General features: G+C 74.5%; 11 protein-coding genes. 6 read left to right on the top strand and 5 right to left on the bottom strand.

Translation table 11 applies throughout. The features are described from left to right. Positions 1-444: 444 nt before the first annotated feature. Positions 445-1,158 (top strand): SDR family oxidoreductase, encoded by a 714-nt coding sequence (locus ACZ4SV_RS04745; protein ID WP_468001406.1) that lies wholly within the window; start codon positions 445-447, stop codon positions 1,156-1,158. 210 nt (positions 1,159-1,368) lie between these two features. Here the strand turns inward: ACZ4SV_RS04745 and ACZ4SV_RS04740 are convergent, their stop codons facing one another. Continuing rightward, positions 1,369-2,154, bottom strand: coding sequence for an SDR family NAD(P)-dependent oxidoreductase (locus ACZ4SV_RS04740; protein ID WP_468001404.1), 786 nt, complete (start codon positions 2,152-2,154; stop codon positions 1,369-1,371). A 163-nt stretch (positions 2,155-2,317) separates the two neighbouring features. Between ACZ4SV_RS04740 and ACZ4SV_RS04735 the strand changes: the two genes are divergently transcribed. Next, on the top strand, positions 2,318-2,971 hold the full coding sequence (locus ACZ4SV_RS04735; protein ID WP_468001402.1) for a TetR family transcriptional regulator: 654 nt from the start codon (positions 2,318-2,320) through the stop codon (positions 2,969-2,971). A 260-nt stretch (positions 2,972-3,231) separates the two neighbouring features. Then, on the top strand, positions 3,232-4,683 hold the full coding sequence (locus tag ACZ4SV_RS04730) for a WGR domain-containing protein (RefSeq protein ID WP_468001400.1): 1,452 nt from the start codon (positions 3,232-3,234) through the stop codon (positions 4,681-4,683). 142 nt (positions 4,684-4,825) lie between these two features. On the opposite strand, the gene ACZ4SV_RS04725 is transcribed toward ACZ4SV_RS04730, so the two are convergent. Next, the gene (locus ACZ4SV_RS04725; protein ID WP_468001398.1) at positions 4,826-6,406 is read right to left on the bottom strand and encodes a glycerol-3-phosphate dehydrogenase/oxidase; all 1,581 of its coding nucleotides are present in this window, start codon (positions 6,404-6,406) and stop codon (positions 4,826-4,828) included. Further along, a complete protein-coding gene (locus ACZ4SV_RS04720; RefSeq protein ID WP_365882645.1) occupies positions 6,403-7,002 on the bottom strand; it encodes a TetR/AcrR family transcriptional regulator in 600 nt (199 codons plus the stop codon). The genes ACZ4SV_RS04725 and ACZ4SV_RS04720 overlap by 4 nt, the downstream gene beginning before the upstream one ends. A 171-nt stretch (positions 7,003-7,173) precedes the next feature. On the opposite strand from ACZ4SV_RS04720, the gene ACZ4SV_RS04715 reads away from it, so the two are divergent. The 3 genes from ACZ4SV_RS04715 to ACZ4SV_RS04705 all read left to right on the top strand — a co-directional run bounded on the left by ACZ4SV_RS04715 (position 7,174) and on the right by ACZ4SV_RS04705 (position 12,528). After that, the gene (locus tag ACZ4SV_RS04715) at positions 7,174-8,766 is read left to right on the top strand and encodes an FAD-binding oxidoreductase (protein ID WP_468001396.1); all 1,593 of its coding nucleotides are present in this window, start codon (positions 7,174-7,176) and stop codon (positions 8,764-8,766) included. A gap of 37 nt (positions 8,767-8,803) precedes the next feature. After that, entirely contained in the window at positions 8,804-9,685 is an 882-nt protein-coding gene (locus ACZ4SV_RS04710; RefSeq protein WP_365882641.1) for a diacylglycerol kinase family protein, read from the top strand. A gap of 329 nt (positions 9,686-10,014) precedes the next feature. After that, positions 10,015-12,528: an ATP-dependent Clp protease ATP-binding subunit gene (locus ACZ4SV_RS04705; RefSeq protein ID WP_468001393.1), complete on the top strand. Its 2,514-nt coding sequence runs from the start codon at positions 10,015-10,017 to the stop codon at positions 12,526-12,528. Positions 12,529-12,541: 13 nt separating this feature from the next. Here the strand turns inward: ACZ4SV_RS04705 and ACZ4SV_RS04700 are convergent, their stop codons facing one another. After that, entirely contained in the window at positions 12,542-13,015 is a 474-nt protein-coding gene (locus tag ACZ4SV_RS04700; protein ID WP_468001391.1) for a GreA/GreB family elongation factor, read from the bottom strand. A 195-nt stretch (positions 13,016-13,210) separates the two neighbouring features. Next, complete coding sequence (locus ACZ4SV_RS04695; protein ID WP_365882635.1) at positions 13,211-13,597, bottom strand: STAS domain-containing protein; 387 nt, start codon at positions 13,595-13,597, stop codon at positions 13,211-13,213. Positions 13,598-13,607: the final 10 nt, after the last annotated feature.

The following is a 13,607-nucleotide window of genomic DNA, read 5'->3' as shown; positions in this document are numbered from 1 at the left end:
GGTCGTCGACGGGGGTCGAGGGGCGGGGGAGCGGGGTGCGGGCGCCGGGGGGCGCGGACGGGAGCGGGGCGGGCCGGCGGCTGGGGTGAGCGGAGGGCGTCAGCGCTCCTCTTTCACCCGCCCGGGCCCCTCCGGATGGCGCGGGCGGGCGCGGTGGCGGAGGGTCGGAGCAGGACCGGCGACCGGCGGTGCGGGTTCGCGCGCCGGTCGTGTCCGTGGACCGGCGCGCCGCCCCGGCCGCCCAGGCGTCGGCGGTCCGGCCGGCAGGGGCGGGGAACGGTCATCCACGCGCTCGGGCCGTTCCCCGCCCCGTCGGTCGCCGCCCCACCTGCTCGGTTGGGATTTCCCACGCACTCGCATCTGACTTGACCATCCCGCTTGCCGCGGGAAACCGATCGGTTTACGGTAGTGGAAACCGATCGGTTTTCCTGTCTGGAGACGCACATGACCTCGATCAAGAACTCCGTCGCGCTGGTCACCGGCGGCAGCCGCGGGCTGGGCAAGGCGCTGGTGGAAGAGCTGTACGCGCGCGGCGCCGCCAAGGTGTACGCGACGGCCCGCGACCCCCGCACCGTCACCCATCCGGACGCCGTGCCCCTCGCGCTGGAGGTCACCGACCCGCAGTCCGTCCAGGCCGCGGCGACGGCGGCGCCCGACGTCACCGTCCTCGTCAACAACGCGGGCATCTCGCTGGGCGCGCACTCCTTCCTCGACGCCCCGCTCGACGACGTACGCCGGGAGTTCGAGACCAACTTCTTCGGCCCGCTGCTGGTCACCCGGGCCTTCGTGCCGATCCTCCAGCGCAACGGCGGCGGTCACCTGCTCAACGTCCACTCCGCGCTCTCCTGGATCGGTCTCGCCGGCTCCTACAGCGCGACCAAGGCCGCCCTGTGGTCCCAGACGAACTCCCTGCGCCTGGAACTGGCCCCGCGCGGCATCGGCGTGACCGGGCTGCACGTCGGCTACGTCGACACCGACATGACCGCGCACGTGGACGCGCCCAAGTCCAGCCCCCACCAGGTCGCCGCGCTCGCGCTCGACGGCGTGGAGACCGGGACGTACGAGGTGCTGGCGGACGATGTCAGCAGGCAGGTCAAGGCCGGTCTGTCCGGAGACCTCGCGGCCATGTATCCGCAGCTCTCGGCTCAGCGGTCCTGACAGAAGGAGCATCCCGTCGCGCACCAGCCGAACATCACCGTGCTCCGCGACCAGGCGACCGGCGACTACGTCACCATCAGCGACAACTCCACCCGCGAGGGCGCCTGGGCCGTCCAGGCCTCCTAGTGCCCCGGCCACCACGGGTGGCCGGGGCACAGCACTACGACGAGAGCAGACCTGCGCCGAGCACCGGTCCGCGCACCGCGGCGGTCAGAAGTGGGTTCCGCCGTCGACGCGGATCTCCGTGCCCGTGATGAACGCGCCGTCCCGGGAGGCCAGCATCGCCACGACGGACGCCACCGTCTCCGGTCCGGCGAAGCCCTGGCCGAGGGCCGGGGACAGCTTGGCGAACAGGGTCATGTCGGCGTCGGCGGGCAGGCCTGGCCCCGTGCTCTGGCCGCTGGCACCGCTGCCGTCGGTCATGCCGCTGGAGATGGAGCCCGGCTGGACGGCGGTGAAGCGGATGCCCCGGCCGGCGTACTCGGCCGCGAGCGCGTGCGTCATCGACTGGATGCCGCCCTTGCTCGCCGCGTACGCCGCCATGTAGGGGTGCGCGAACGCGGCGGAGGTGGAGCTGAAGTTGACGACCGCGGCGTCCCGGCCGTCCAGCAGCGCCGGTATCGCCTCGCGGATCATCAGGAAGGTGCCGACGAGGTTCACCTGGAGGACGCGGGTGAAGTCCGCAAGGCTCGTGCGGTCCGTGTGCGAGGAGCGCAGGATCCCGGCGGCGTTGACCAGCACGTCCAGACCGCCGAGCGAAGCGATCGCCGCGGCCGTCCCGGCACGCACGGAGGTCTCGTCGGCGACGTCGATGACCAGGGTCGTCAGCCGGTCCGCCAAGCCGCCGGCCTTCTCCGCGGTGTCCCGAAGGCCCCGTTCGCTCACGTCCGCGGCCACCACGCTGCCGCCCTCGGCGAGGACGCGCAGCACGGTGGCCTGGCCGATGCCGGAGCCGCCTCCGGTGATCAGCACGCGGCGGCCGTCGTAGCGGTTCATGTGTGTTTCTCCTGCCCGGCCCGCCGGGGTGCGGCGAGCCCTGTGGGACGCCGGTTCTCTTGCCGTCCGGCGCCTCGGTGTCCTTCACGTTACGCCGTCATGGCACGTTTTGCCATTACGGCATCGGATGCCACCTGGCTGTGCGGGGCCGTACGCTTCAGAGGTGAGCACGAAGCCGCCGCCCTCCTCCCTGACCGAGCGCCGCAAGGCCGCGACCCAGCTCGACATCGCCCACGCGGCGGCCGGGCTGTTCGCCGCCCAGGGCCCGCACGCGACCACCGCCGAGGAGATCGCCCGGCACGCGGGCGTCGCGCTGCGCACCTTCTACCGCTACTTCCGCTCCAAGCAGGACGCGGTGAGCCCGCTGCTCGCGGCCGGGGCCGACCGGTGGCGGGCGCTGCTGGAGGCGGCCGAGCCCGGGGCCGGTCTGTTCCGGGCGCTGGCGACGGCGGTGGAGCAGTCGCTCACCGCGCCGGACGAGGAGGCCGCCGAGGCGCTGCTGCGGACCCGGGGGCTGCTGCGCGCCGCCGCGGACGATCCCGCGCTGCGCGCGGTGTGGTACCGGGTGAACCAGGAGTCCGAGGAGCGGCTCGTCCCGGTCGTCGCCCGGCTCGCGCAAGCGAGTCCGGACGCGCTGGAGGTGCGCCTGGTCGCGGCGGCGGCCACGGACGCGATCCGCATCGCGCTGGAGACCTGGGCCGGCACGGAGGCCGGCGTCACGGGCGAGGGCTCCCCGGCCGCGCTCGCGCTCCGGTGCCTGCACCGGCTACTGGGCGGCATGGAGTCACCGACGCCGACGGCGGCCGACGCGCCGTAACCGCTGGCGGCCGACCGCCGACCGTCGACCGTCGACCGCCAGGCCGACCACCGCGCTGTCCGCCCACCACCGCCCGCCGACCACCGATGGCCGTACCGGCCGTCCGCGGCTTCCGGCCGCGACCGGGGGCGACCGGCGGCGACCCGCGGCGGCCGGCCGCGATCCGCCGCAGGGCCGATTGTCAGTGCCTGCCCCTACCGTGAACAGCAGTCGGGGACCTGCCGGAACGGCCGCGGGTCCAGCTGGGGGAGAGGTCTGCCATGTCCGCGGTGTCCGCGCTGTCGACGACGTATCTGGAGCTTTCGCAGGAGGGCGGCGGTGCCCACAAGTTCTACGAGGTGGCGGTCGACGGCCGGGTGGTGACGGTGCGGTACGGCAGGATCGGCGCCGACGGGCAGACCCAGACCTCCACGTTCCCGACCGAGGAGAAGGCGCGGGCCGCCGCCGCGCGGAAGGTCGGCGAGAAGGTCCGCAAGGGATACGCGCCGGCCGTCCGCGGACAGCGCCCGCCCCGCGCGGTGACCCGCCGTCAGGTCAGTTCCGCGCCGTCCACCGCGCGGGCCGTGGCACCGGTGCTGTGGCGGTTCCGCACCGGCTCCGCCGCGTTCGGCATCCACGTCGACGACGAGCGCTGCTGGGTGGGGAACCAGGCCGGCGACGTCTACACCCTGGACCACGAGGGCGCCGTCCTGGCCCGCTTCAGCCTTCCCGACGGCGTGAAGTGCCTGGTCGCCGACGACTTCTGGATCTACGCCGGCTGCGACGACGGCAAGGTGTACGACCTCTCCGCCAAACTGCCCTTCGCCGCCTACGACATCGCCGCGGACGTCGACATCTTCTGGCTGGACATCCACGAGGGCGTCCTCGACGTCTCGGACCGCGCGGGCGGGCTCACGGTCATCGACCACGAGGACGAACACCAGTGGTCCCGCCGCAGCCAGGGCGAGCACGCCTGGATGGTGCGCGCCGACGACCGGGCCGTGTACCACGGCCACCACCGGGGCGTCACCGCCTATGCGCCGGACGGCGGCGGCCAGTTGTGGCACACGCCCACCCGAGGCGGCGTGCTCTTCGGCTGGCAGGAGGAGGAGGCGGTGTACGCGGGCACCGCACACCGCGTGGTCCAGCGGCTGTCGAAGGCCACCGGCGCCGTCGAGGCGACGTACGCGTGCGACGGCCCGGTGTACTCGTGCGCCACCTCACCCGGCGGCCGGTTCGTCTTCGCCGGTGACGCGGCCTCCTCCGTGTACTGCTTCGACCGGGACGGCCGGCGGCTGTGGAAGCTGGGCACGGGCGGCGGTTCGGCGCTGTCGATGCAGTACCGCGACGAGCGGCTGTACCTGGTCACCACCGACGGCTCGCTGGTGTGCGTGGACGCGAGCGAGGCGGCCGTCGCCGCGGCCCAGCAGGGCACGGTGCCGGTGGTGCGGGACGTGAAACTGGCCGCCGCCCTGCCGGCGTACGCCCCCGCCACGGGCGCGGCAGCGGTGTCCGCGGTCGAGCGGGCGCCCGCCGGGTCGGTGGTGGTCGAGTGCGTCCGGGAGGACGGCCGGGTGCGGGTGCACGTGATATCGGACGGCTACGACTCCTCCTGGAACGTCCAGTTCCCCCGCGCGATACGCGAACCCGGCGCGCGCTACGTGGTCGACGCCCTGCACCCGGCGGCAGGCGGCTTCTACCGGGTCCGCGGCGACATCCGCCGCCTGCTCTGACCCGGTGGGACGGGCACGCCCGGCCCGGTGCGGGCCGGGGAGCGGTCGTCCGGGTCAGCGGTGTGCGGTCCGTGCGCGCTCCAGCGGCCCGGTGGGACGGGCACGCCTGGCCCGGTGCGGGCCGGGGGAGCGGTCGTCCGGGTCAGCGGTGTGCCGTCCGTGCGCGCTCCAGCGTTTCCCGGGCGGCGGGCAGCGCTCGGGCGCGGTCCTCGGGGACCAGGCCGATGCGGGTACGGCGGTCCAGCAGGTCGGACTCGTCGAGCGCGCCCTCGTGCCGGGCCGCCCAGAGCAGTTCCGCGCGGGTGACGGGGTGGCCGGGGAGCACGGGCTCGGCCAGGGCGGGGTCCTGGACGGCGAGGGCGTGGACGGCCACGGCCTCGGTGCCGTAGCGGCGGATCAGCCGGCCGGGCGCGGGCAGGGCGCGCAGCCGTCCGGGCGCGGCGGCGCCGATCAGGGGCAGCGCGGCGGTGGGGGAGGGGGCCGCGCGCAGCCCGCTCGCCACGGCCGCGGCGTCCACGGCGTCCTCGGCCATCCGCCGGTAGGTGGTGAGCTTGCCGCCGACCACGGTGGTGACACCGTCGGGCGAGGTCAGCACCGCGTGCCGGCGGGAGATGTCGGAGGTGCGCGGCGCCGGCCCGGCACCGTCGTGCGCGGAGGTGTCCAGCAGCGGGCGCAGCCCGGCGAAGGCACCGACGACCTCGTCCCGGGACACGGGAGCGTCCAGCAGGGAGCCGAGCACGTCCAGCAGGAAGCCGATGTCGGTCTCGGGCACCTCCGGCACATCCGGGATGCCGCCGTCGACCGGCTCGTCCGTCAGGCCGACGTAGACCCGGCCGTCGCCCTGCGGCAGGACCAGCACGAAACGGTTGCTCTCGCCGGGGACGGGCACGTGCAGGCCGGCGGGCAGCGCGCCGAGCCGCTCCGAGCGCAGCACCAGATGGGTTCCGCGGGACGGGCGGATCCGGATGCCGTCGGCGAGGCCGCCCGCCCACACCCCGGCGGCGTTGATCACCGCGCGGGCCCTGATCTCGCCCTCCTCGCCGGTGAGTTCGTCGCGTATCCGGGCGCCGGTCCCGGTCAGCTCCAGCGCCCGCACCCGGGTCAGCACCCGGGCGCCGCGCGCGGCGGCCGTCCTGGCGAGCGCGGTCACCAGCCGGGCGTCGTCGGTCACCCTGCCGTCCCAGGACAGCAGTCCGCCGCGCAGTCCGGCCGCGCGGACCGACGGCGCCAGGTGCCGGGCCTCGGTCGCCGACAGCCGGCGCGGCGCGGGCAGGACCCCTCGCGGGGTGCGGGCGGCCAGCCGCAGCACGTCCCCGGCCCGGAAGCCGGCCCAGGCCACCCCGGCCTGGGCCCGGGACACCAGCGGGGTCAGCGGCAGCACGAACGGCTGGGCGGCCACCAGGTGCGGGGCCGTACGGGTCATCAGCACACCGCGTTCGACCGCGCTCTCGTGGGCCACGTCGAACTGCCCGGAGGCCAGATACCGCAGCCCGCCGTGGATCAGCTTCGAACTCCAGCGGGAGGTGCCGAAGGCCAGGTCGTGGGCGTCCACCGCGACGACGTCCAGCCCGCGGGCCGCCGCGTCCAGCGCGGCCCCGGCACCGGTGGCGCCGAGCCCGACGACCAGGACGTCGGCCGTCCGGCCGGACGCGGCCTCGGCCAGGTCCCGGGCGCGCCGGCCCGCGTCGAGGGACGAGCCGGGCGCGGCCTCGGTGTGGCTCATGGCGTCAGGGTCCTCTCCAGGAGGGCGCGCAGCTCGCCGAGGAACGCGGCGGAGTCCAGCTCCGGGTCGTCCTCGTCGGTCATCGTGCGCAGGGACAGGGTGAAGGACTGCACGGTCAACAGCACGGCGCGGGCCTGCCGTTCGGTGTGACCGGGCCGTACGGACCCGTCCGCGTGGCCCTCGCGCAACGCGTCCCCCAGCAGCGCCAGCAGCGCTTCCTGGCTGGCGCCGCGCCGGTCGAGCACATACGGCAGGAGCAGTTCCGGGTCCACGTCGACGATCTTGCGGAAGAGCGGATGCGCGCGGAACGCCTCCACCCCGGCCACCAGTCCGTCCACGATCCGGGTGCGCGTGGCGACGCCGGGCGCGGGCTCAGGGATGGCCCGGGTGGCCACCTCGATCCACTCCCGGGTCATCAGATCGCCCACCAGGGTCCGCAGGTCCGGCCAGCGCCGGTAGAGCGTCATCCGGGAGACGCCGGCCCGCCGGGCGACGTCGGCGAGCGTGGTGCGCCGTACCCCGACGGCCAGCACGCAGTCGCGTGCCGCGTCGAGCACGGGATCACTGTCCGAACCGTTGTGACGAATAGGCGTCATGTGTCACAGTGTAACGCCCCGGAGGCCGGGCGGAAGCGTCCCGGCACGGGGCACGGCAGCCGCACCGCGCGCACCGAGCACCCAGCACCGAGCACCGAGCCGAGCACCAAGCACCGGACACCGGGGCCAGGACCCCGACCAGCACACCGACCCTGTGAGGACGACCGTTCAATGGACATGCTGTGGAACGGCTGGGGCGACCCGGCCAAGGCGGCGCCACTGCCCGACACGGTGACCGGGCTGCTGCGCGACCTGCTCGGCGTCCGGCCGCGCAGCACGCCCCCGCTCGCCCTGGCGGACGTCCGCCCGCCCGAACCCGTCGTCGCGCCCGCCGCCCTGACGGCGCTCGCCGGGGCCGTGGACGGCGCACAGCACGTCCGCACCGACCCGGAGACCCGCGTCCGGCACACCCGCGGCAAGTCCACCCCCGACCTGCTGCGCATCCGCGCCGGCGACCTCGCCGACGTACCGCAGGCCGTCGTCCTGCCCGCCGGCCACGACCAGGTGCTCGCCGTGCTCCGCGTCTGCGCCGCGCACGGCCTGGCCGTCGTCCCCTTCGGCGGCGGCACCTCCGTGGTCGGCGGACTCGCCCCGCAGCGCAGCGCGTTCGTCGCCCTGGACCTGCGCCGCATGGACGCCCTGCTCGACCTCGACCCGGTCTCGCGCACCGCCGTCCTCCAGCCCGGCCTGCGCGCCCCCGAGGCCGAACGGCGGCTCAACGCAAGGGGGTTCACCCTCGGCCACTTCCCGCAGTCCTTCGAGTGGGCCACCCTCGGCGGGTTCGCCGCCGCCCGCTCCAGCGGACAGGCGTCCGCCGGGTACGGCCGGTTCGACGAGATGGTGCTCGGCCTGACCCTCGCCACCCCCGAGGGCACCCTCGACACCGGCCGCGCCCCCCGCTCCGCCGCCGGACCCGACCTGCGCCAGCTGATCCTCGGCTCCGAGGGCGCCTTCGGCGTCATCACCTCCGTCACCGTACGGATCCGCCCGCTGCCCGAGGCCCGGGTGTACGAGGGCTGGCGCTTCGGCTCCTTCGAGGAGGGCACGGCGGCGCTGCGCCGGCTCGCCCAGGACGGGCCCCGGCCCACCGTGCTGCGCCTGTCCGACGAGACCGAGACGTTCATCGGCCTCGCGCAGCCCGACGCGATCGGCGCCGGCCCGGAGCCGGACGGCACCGGCTGCCTGGCGATCGCCGGCTACGAGGGCACCGCCGAGGACACCGCACACCGCCGCGAGCGGGCGGCGGACGTCCTGCGGGCCTGCGGCGGCACCCCGGCCGGCACCGCACCCGGCGAACGCTGGGCGCACGGCCGCTACTCCGCGCCCTATCTGCGCGACGCCCTGCTCGACGCGGGCGCCTTCGCCGAGACGCTGGAGACCGCCGCGTTCTGGTCCCGCCTCCCCGGCCTCTACACGGCCGTCCGCACCGCCCTGACCGACACCCTCACCCGGGCCGGCACCCCGCCCCTGGTGATGTGCCACATCTCCCACGTCTACGAGAACGGCGCCTCGCTGTACTTCACCGTCGTCAGCGCCCAGGGCGAGGACCCGGTGGCCCACTGGACGCCCGCCAAGCACGCCGCCAACGAAGCCGTCCTGGCGGCCGGCGGCACCATCTCCCACCACCACGGGGTCGGCACCGACCACCGCGACTGGTACGTCCGCGAGGCCGGCCCGCTCGGCGTCTCGGTGCTGCGCGCCGTCAAGCACCGCCTGGACCCGGACGGCCTGCTCAACCCGGGCGTCCTGCTGCCCACCGACTGACCACCCGAACCGACCGCCTGCCGCGAAAGGCACACCGATGCGCCAGTTCACCGCCGTCGTCAACCCCACAGCGGGCGGCTCCACCGGGGCGGCGACCCTGCTCCGGCTGGCCCGGCTGCTGCGCGCGGCCGGCGCCGGACTGGAGACCGAGTACAGCCACAGCCTCGCCCACGCCCAGGACATCGCCCGCAGGGCGGGCGGGCGCGGCCGGATCGTCCTGGCCGTGGGCGGCGACGGCATCGCCGGCGGCATCGGCGGCGCGCTCAGCGGCACCGGCACCGTGCTCGGCCTCGTACCGGCCGGCCGCGGCAACGACTTCGCCCGCGCCCTGCGCCTGCCCGCCGAACCCGAGGCGCTGGCGGACCTCCTGCTGCACGCCGAGCCGCGGCCCGTCGACACCATCGAGGTCGAGTCGGCCGTCCATCCGCGCACCGTCGTCCTGGGCAGCGTGTACGCCGGTGTCGACGCGGAGGCCAACCGGCACGCCAACAACGCCCGGCTGCTGCGCGGTGCCGCCTCCTACTACGCGGGCGGCCTGCGGGCGGTCGCCGCCTGGCGGCCGGCCGACTACCGCGTCACCGTCGACGGTACGGAACACACCCACCGCGGCTACACCGTCGTAGCCGCCAACTCGCCCTATTACGGCTCCGGCCGGCTCATCGCCCCCGGCGCGAAGGTCGACGACGGACTTCTCGACATCGTGCTGATCCGCGAGGCCCCGCGCCGGCTGTTCTTCACGCTGATGCGCGAGCTGCGGACCGGCGCCCACGTCCGCCGCCCCGAGGTGCGCGTCCTGCGCGGCCGGGAGCTGCGCGTCGAGGCCGGCCGGCCCGTGCCGTACGGCGCCGACGGCGAGGTGGAGGCCACCTTGCCGGTCACCCTGCGCGTCCGCCCCGGGGACCTGCCGGTGCTCTACTGACCCGCGCCCCAGGGGAGTCCTACCCACCCGTGTGAGCCGTTCCGCGGGAGAGCCGCCGCGCCGCTGGGGCAGGCGCCATGGCGGGCTTCGGCGGGCTTCCTCGTTCCGGTTCCCGGACCGGTTCCCGGACCGGTTCCCGGTTCCGGTTGCGACCAGTTCCCGGTTCCGGTTCCCGGACCGGCGGGTGCCCCTTCCCGGTGGTCTCCCGCCCGCCGTCCTCCGCTTGCGGTGCCGTCCACCGCGGGTTTCAGTGATTACGGCCCCTTCGTGGGCGCCGCTCGCGGACGCCTTCCGCGGACCGCCGACCTCCCCGCGCGCCAGGAGCTGTCATGTCGATGTCGTTCGGTGCACCGTTCGGTTCGTCGGATCCCTTCAGTGAGCTGCTGAATCGTTTCTTCGGGATGTCGCCGGCATCGTCGCCCCCCGCCGTGCAGCGCGTGCCCATCGGACGGCTGCTGACCGAGTCGGCGCAGGAACTGCTCAACCTGGCCGCGCGGCGGGCCGCCGAGGACGGCACCCCCGACCTCGACACCGAGCACCTGCTCTGGGCGGCCACCCAGGTCCCCTCGTCCCGCCGGCTCCTCTCCCAGGCCGGTCTGGACCCCGAGGCGCTCGCCGCCGGACTGGCCAAGGTGCTGCCCCGCGAGTCCGGCGAGCCTTCCGCGCGGCCGGGCCTCACCCCGGCCGCCAAGCGCACGCTCGGCGCGGCCTACGCCCGCTCGCAGGCGGCCGGTGCGTCCTACATCGGTCCCGAGCACATCCTCGGCGCCCTGATCGGCGACAGCGACACGGGCGCCGCCCGGATGCTGCGGGCCGAGGGCGCGGACACCCAGCGCCTGGCGGGCCTGACCGAACAGCCGGCGGCGCGCACCGAGGCGGCCCCCGCCGAGCGCGGGAAACCGGCCACCACCCTGGACGAGTTCGGCCGTGACCTGACGGAGGAGGCGAAGGCCGGCAAGCTGGACCCGGTGGTCGGGCGGGCCGAGGAGATCGAGCAGACCGTCGAGATCCTCTCGCGGCGCTCCAAGAACAACCCGGTGCTGATCGGCGAACCCGGGGTCGGCAAGACCGCGATCGTGGAGGGACTCGCCCAGCGCATCGTCGCCGGCGAGGTCCCCGACAGCCTGAAGGACAAGCGGGTCGTCGTGCTGGACCTGTCGGGCATGGTGGCGGGCGCCCAGTACCGCGGGCAGTTCGAGGAGCGGCTGAAGAAGGTCATCGAGGACGTCCAGGCGGCCGACGGCGGGATCATCCTCTTCATCGACGAACTGCACACGGTCGTCGGCGCGGGCGCCACCGGCGAGGGCGCCATGGACGCGGGCAACATGCTCAAGCCCGCCCTCGCGCGCGGTGAACTGCGCGTCGTGGGGGCCACGACCATCGACGAGTACCGCAAGTACATCGAGAAGGACGCCGCGCTGGAACGCCGCTTCCAGCCGGTGCTGGTGCCCGAGCCCAGCGTCGAGGAGACCGTGCAGATCCTGGAAGGGCTGCGCGACACCTACGAGGCGCACCACCAGGTCCGGTTCGACGACGAGGCGTTGGCGGCCGCCGCCGAACTCTCCGACCGCTACATCAGCGACCGTTTCCTGCCCGACAAGGCGATCGACGTGATGGACCAGGCCGGCGCCCGGGTGCGGTTGCGCGGCACCGGCCGCTCCACCGAGATCGTCGGCCGCGAGGACCGTATCGCCATGCTGCGCCGCGAACTCGAACAGGCCGTCTCCGCCGAGGACTTCGAGAAGGCCTCGGAGCTGAAGCGGCAGATCGCCGAGGTGGAGGGCGAGCTGGCCGGCATCGAGGAGCGCCGCGAGGGCGTCGTCTCCGTCACGGCCTCCGACATCGCCGACGTCGTCGCCCGCCGCACCGGCATCCCGGTCTCCCAGCTCACCGCCGACGAGAAGGAGAAACTGCTGCGGCTCGAAGAGGAGATGCACGCGCGGATCGTCGGCCAGGACGAGGCGGTCACCGCCGTCTCCCAGGCCGTGCGCCGCAACCGCGCCGGCATGGGCGACCCGAACCGTCCCGTGGGCTCGTTCCTCTTCCTCGGCCCGACCGGAGTCGGCAAGACCGAACTCGCCAAGACCCTCGCCGCCCTCCTGTTCGGCAGCGAGGACCGCATGATCCGCTTCGACATGAGCGAGTTCCAGGAGAAGCACACCGTCGCCCGGCTGGTCGGCGCGCCTCCCGGATACGTCGGTTACGAGGAGGCGGGCCAGCTCACCGAGAAGGTCCGCCGCCGCCCCTACAGCGTGGTCCTCTTCGACGAGGTGGAGAAGGCCCACCCCGACGTCTTCAACACCCTGCTCCAGATCCTGGACGACGGCCGGCTCACCGACGCCCAGGGCCGCACCGTCGACTTCCGGCACTGCGTCGTCATCATGACGTCCAACATCGGCGCCCACCGCATCCTGGACCACCAGGGCGATGTCTCCGCGCTCAAGGACGAGTTGATGGACGACCTGCGCACCCGGTTCCTGCCCGAGTTCCTCAACCGGATCGACGACATCATCATCTTCCACGGTCTGACCCAGGACGACCTGGGACGGATCGTGGACCACCTGCTGGACCGCAGCAAGCACAAGGTGCGCGCCCAGGGCCTGGACCTGGAGGTGACCGAAGCCGCCAAGAAGCTGCTCATCGCCCACGGCCACCAGCCCGAGTTCGGCGCCCGCCCGCTGCGCCGCACGATCCAGGCGGAACTGGACAACCGCATCGCGACCCTGCTGCTCGGCGGCGAGGCCGAGCCCGGCGACACGATCGTGGCCGACGTGCGGAACGACACCCTGCACTGCACGGTGCGCAAGGGCGGGGACGGCGCGGCACCGGCTCCAGTGGAGTGACGGCCGGCGGTCGTCAGGAGGACGGAGGCGAGCCGATCGACTCCAGGACGGCCGTCGCCGGTCCGTCCGGGGTGTCGTAGCGCACGCTGTCCCCGGGCCGGCGGCCGAGCAGCGCCCGGCCGAGCGGGCTGTCGGCGGTGACCAGCCTCTGGTCCAGCGCCTCGGCCACCTCCGCGATCTCGAGGGTCTCGGTTGCGCCGTCCGGGAACCGGACGGTGACCGTGCTGCCCACGCCGGCCACATCGGTGGGCGCGGGACCGGCCGCCTCCGCCTGGCGCAGCCGATCGGTGATCTCCTCGATACGGCGGTCCAGCCGCGCCAGTTGGTCGACGCGCCGCAACGCGTCGGCCTGGTCGGCCTGGTCGCCGACCGAGGCGGAGTCCCGGAGCGTCCCGGCGACCAGCCGGCGTTCGTCCCGCAGGTCGGCGAGTTCCTGCTCCAGCGCACGGCGGGCCTGCGCGCCGATCGGCTCCGGATCACCGGTCATGGGCTCTGCTCCTCTGCGGCGGACGACGGACGACGGACGGCAGCCGGACGGGAGAGACAATCCGGCATTCCGCATCATAAACGGACAGATCGCTTACGGGGGCGTGCGGTGAGCTGCGCTGTCACGGCGTACGCCGACCCCATGGGGCGACCCGTGTGCAAGCCCCGCCCCCCGGCCCCACGCGCCGGTCCGCCGTCAGTCCTCCAGGGCCTCGCGGACGCTGGGGTAGCAGGCGATGAGCGGCGTGAGGCCGACGATCTCCAGGGTGCGCAGGACGGGCCTGCGGACGCCCGCCAGCCGCAGCCAGCCCGCCGGCTCGTGGGCCTGGTGGCCGGCGATGAGGACGTTGATGCCGCTGGAATCCATGAAGGGTACGCCGCTGAGGTCCGCGACGGTGCGCGCTCCGGGGGCGGGGTCCGCGGGGGCGAGGGCGGCCCGCAGCACACCCGAGGTGTGGTGGTCGATCTCGCCGGTCACCGTGACGACGGTGACGCCGTCCACGGTGGACCGGGTGACCGACAGCCGGTCCGGTCCCACCTCTTCGTTCGTCTCGACCGTGTCCGCCACGCGTTCCTCGCTCATCAATCCTTGC

Source organism: Streptomyces sp. NPDC027672, assembly GCF_055566335.1.
The sequence above is the reverse complement of the archived record's forward strand: the minus strand, read 5'-3'. Positions and strand labels throughout refer to the sequence as shown.

What these genes read in the sequence shown, in the direction of transcription:
- ACZ4SV_RS04745 (WP_468001406.1), top strand. Translation starts at nt 445, where the DNA reads ATGACCTCGATCAAGAACTCCGTCGCGCTGGTCACCGGCGGCAGCCGC.
- ACZ4SV_RS04740 (WP_468001404.1), bottom strand. Translation starts at nt 2,154, where the DNA reads ATGAACCGCTACGACGGCCGCCGCGTGCTGATCACCGGAGGCGGCTCC.
- ACZ4SV_RS04730 (WP_468001400.1), top strand. Translation starts at nt 3,232, where the DNA reads ATGTCCGCGGTGTCCGCGCTGTCGACGACGTATCTGGAGCTTTCGCAG.
- ACZ4SV_RS04725 (WP_468001398.1), bottom strand. Translation starts at nt 6,406, where the DNA reads ATGAGCCACACCGAGGCCGCGCCCGGCTCGTCCCTCGACGCGGGCCGG.
- ACZ4SV_RS04720 (WP_365882645.1), bottom strand. Translation starts at nt 7,002, where the DNA reads ATGACGCCTATTCGTCACAACGGTTCGGACAGTGATCCCGTGCTCGAC.
- ACZ4SV_RS04715 (WP_468001396.1), top strand. Translation starts at nt 7,174, where the DNA reads ATGGACATGCTGTGGAACGGCTGGGGCGACCCGGCCAAGGCGGCGCCA.
- ACZ4SV_RS04710 (WP_365882641.1), top strand. Translation starts at nt 8,804, where the DNA reads ATGCGCCAGTTCACCGCCGTCGTCAACCCCACAGCGGGCGGCTCCACC.
- ACZ4SV_RS04705 (WP_468001393.1), top strand. Translation starts at nt 10,015, where the DNA reads ATGTCGATGTCGTTCGGTGCACCGTTCGGTTCGTCGGATCCCTTCAGT.
- ACZ4SV_RS04700 (WP_468001391.1), bottom strand. Translation starts at nt 13,015, where the DNA reads ATGACCGGTGATCCGGAGCCGATCGGCGCGCAGGCCCGCCGTGCGCTG.
- ACZ4SV_RS04695 (WP_365882635.1), bottom strand. Translation starts at nt 13,597, where the DNA reads ATGAGCGAGGAACGCGTGGCGGACACGGTCGAGACGAACGAAGAGGTG.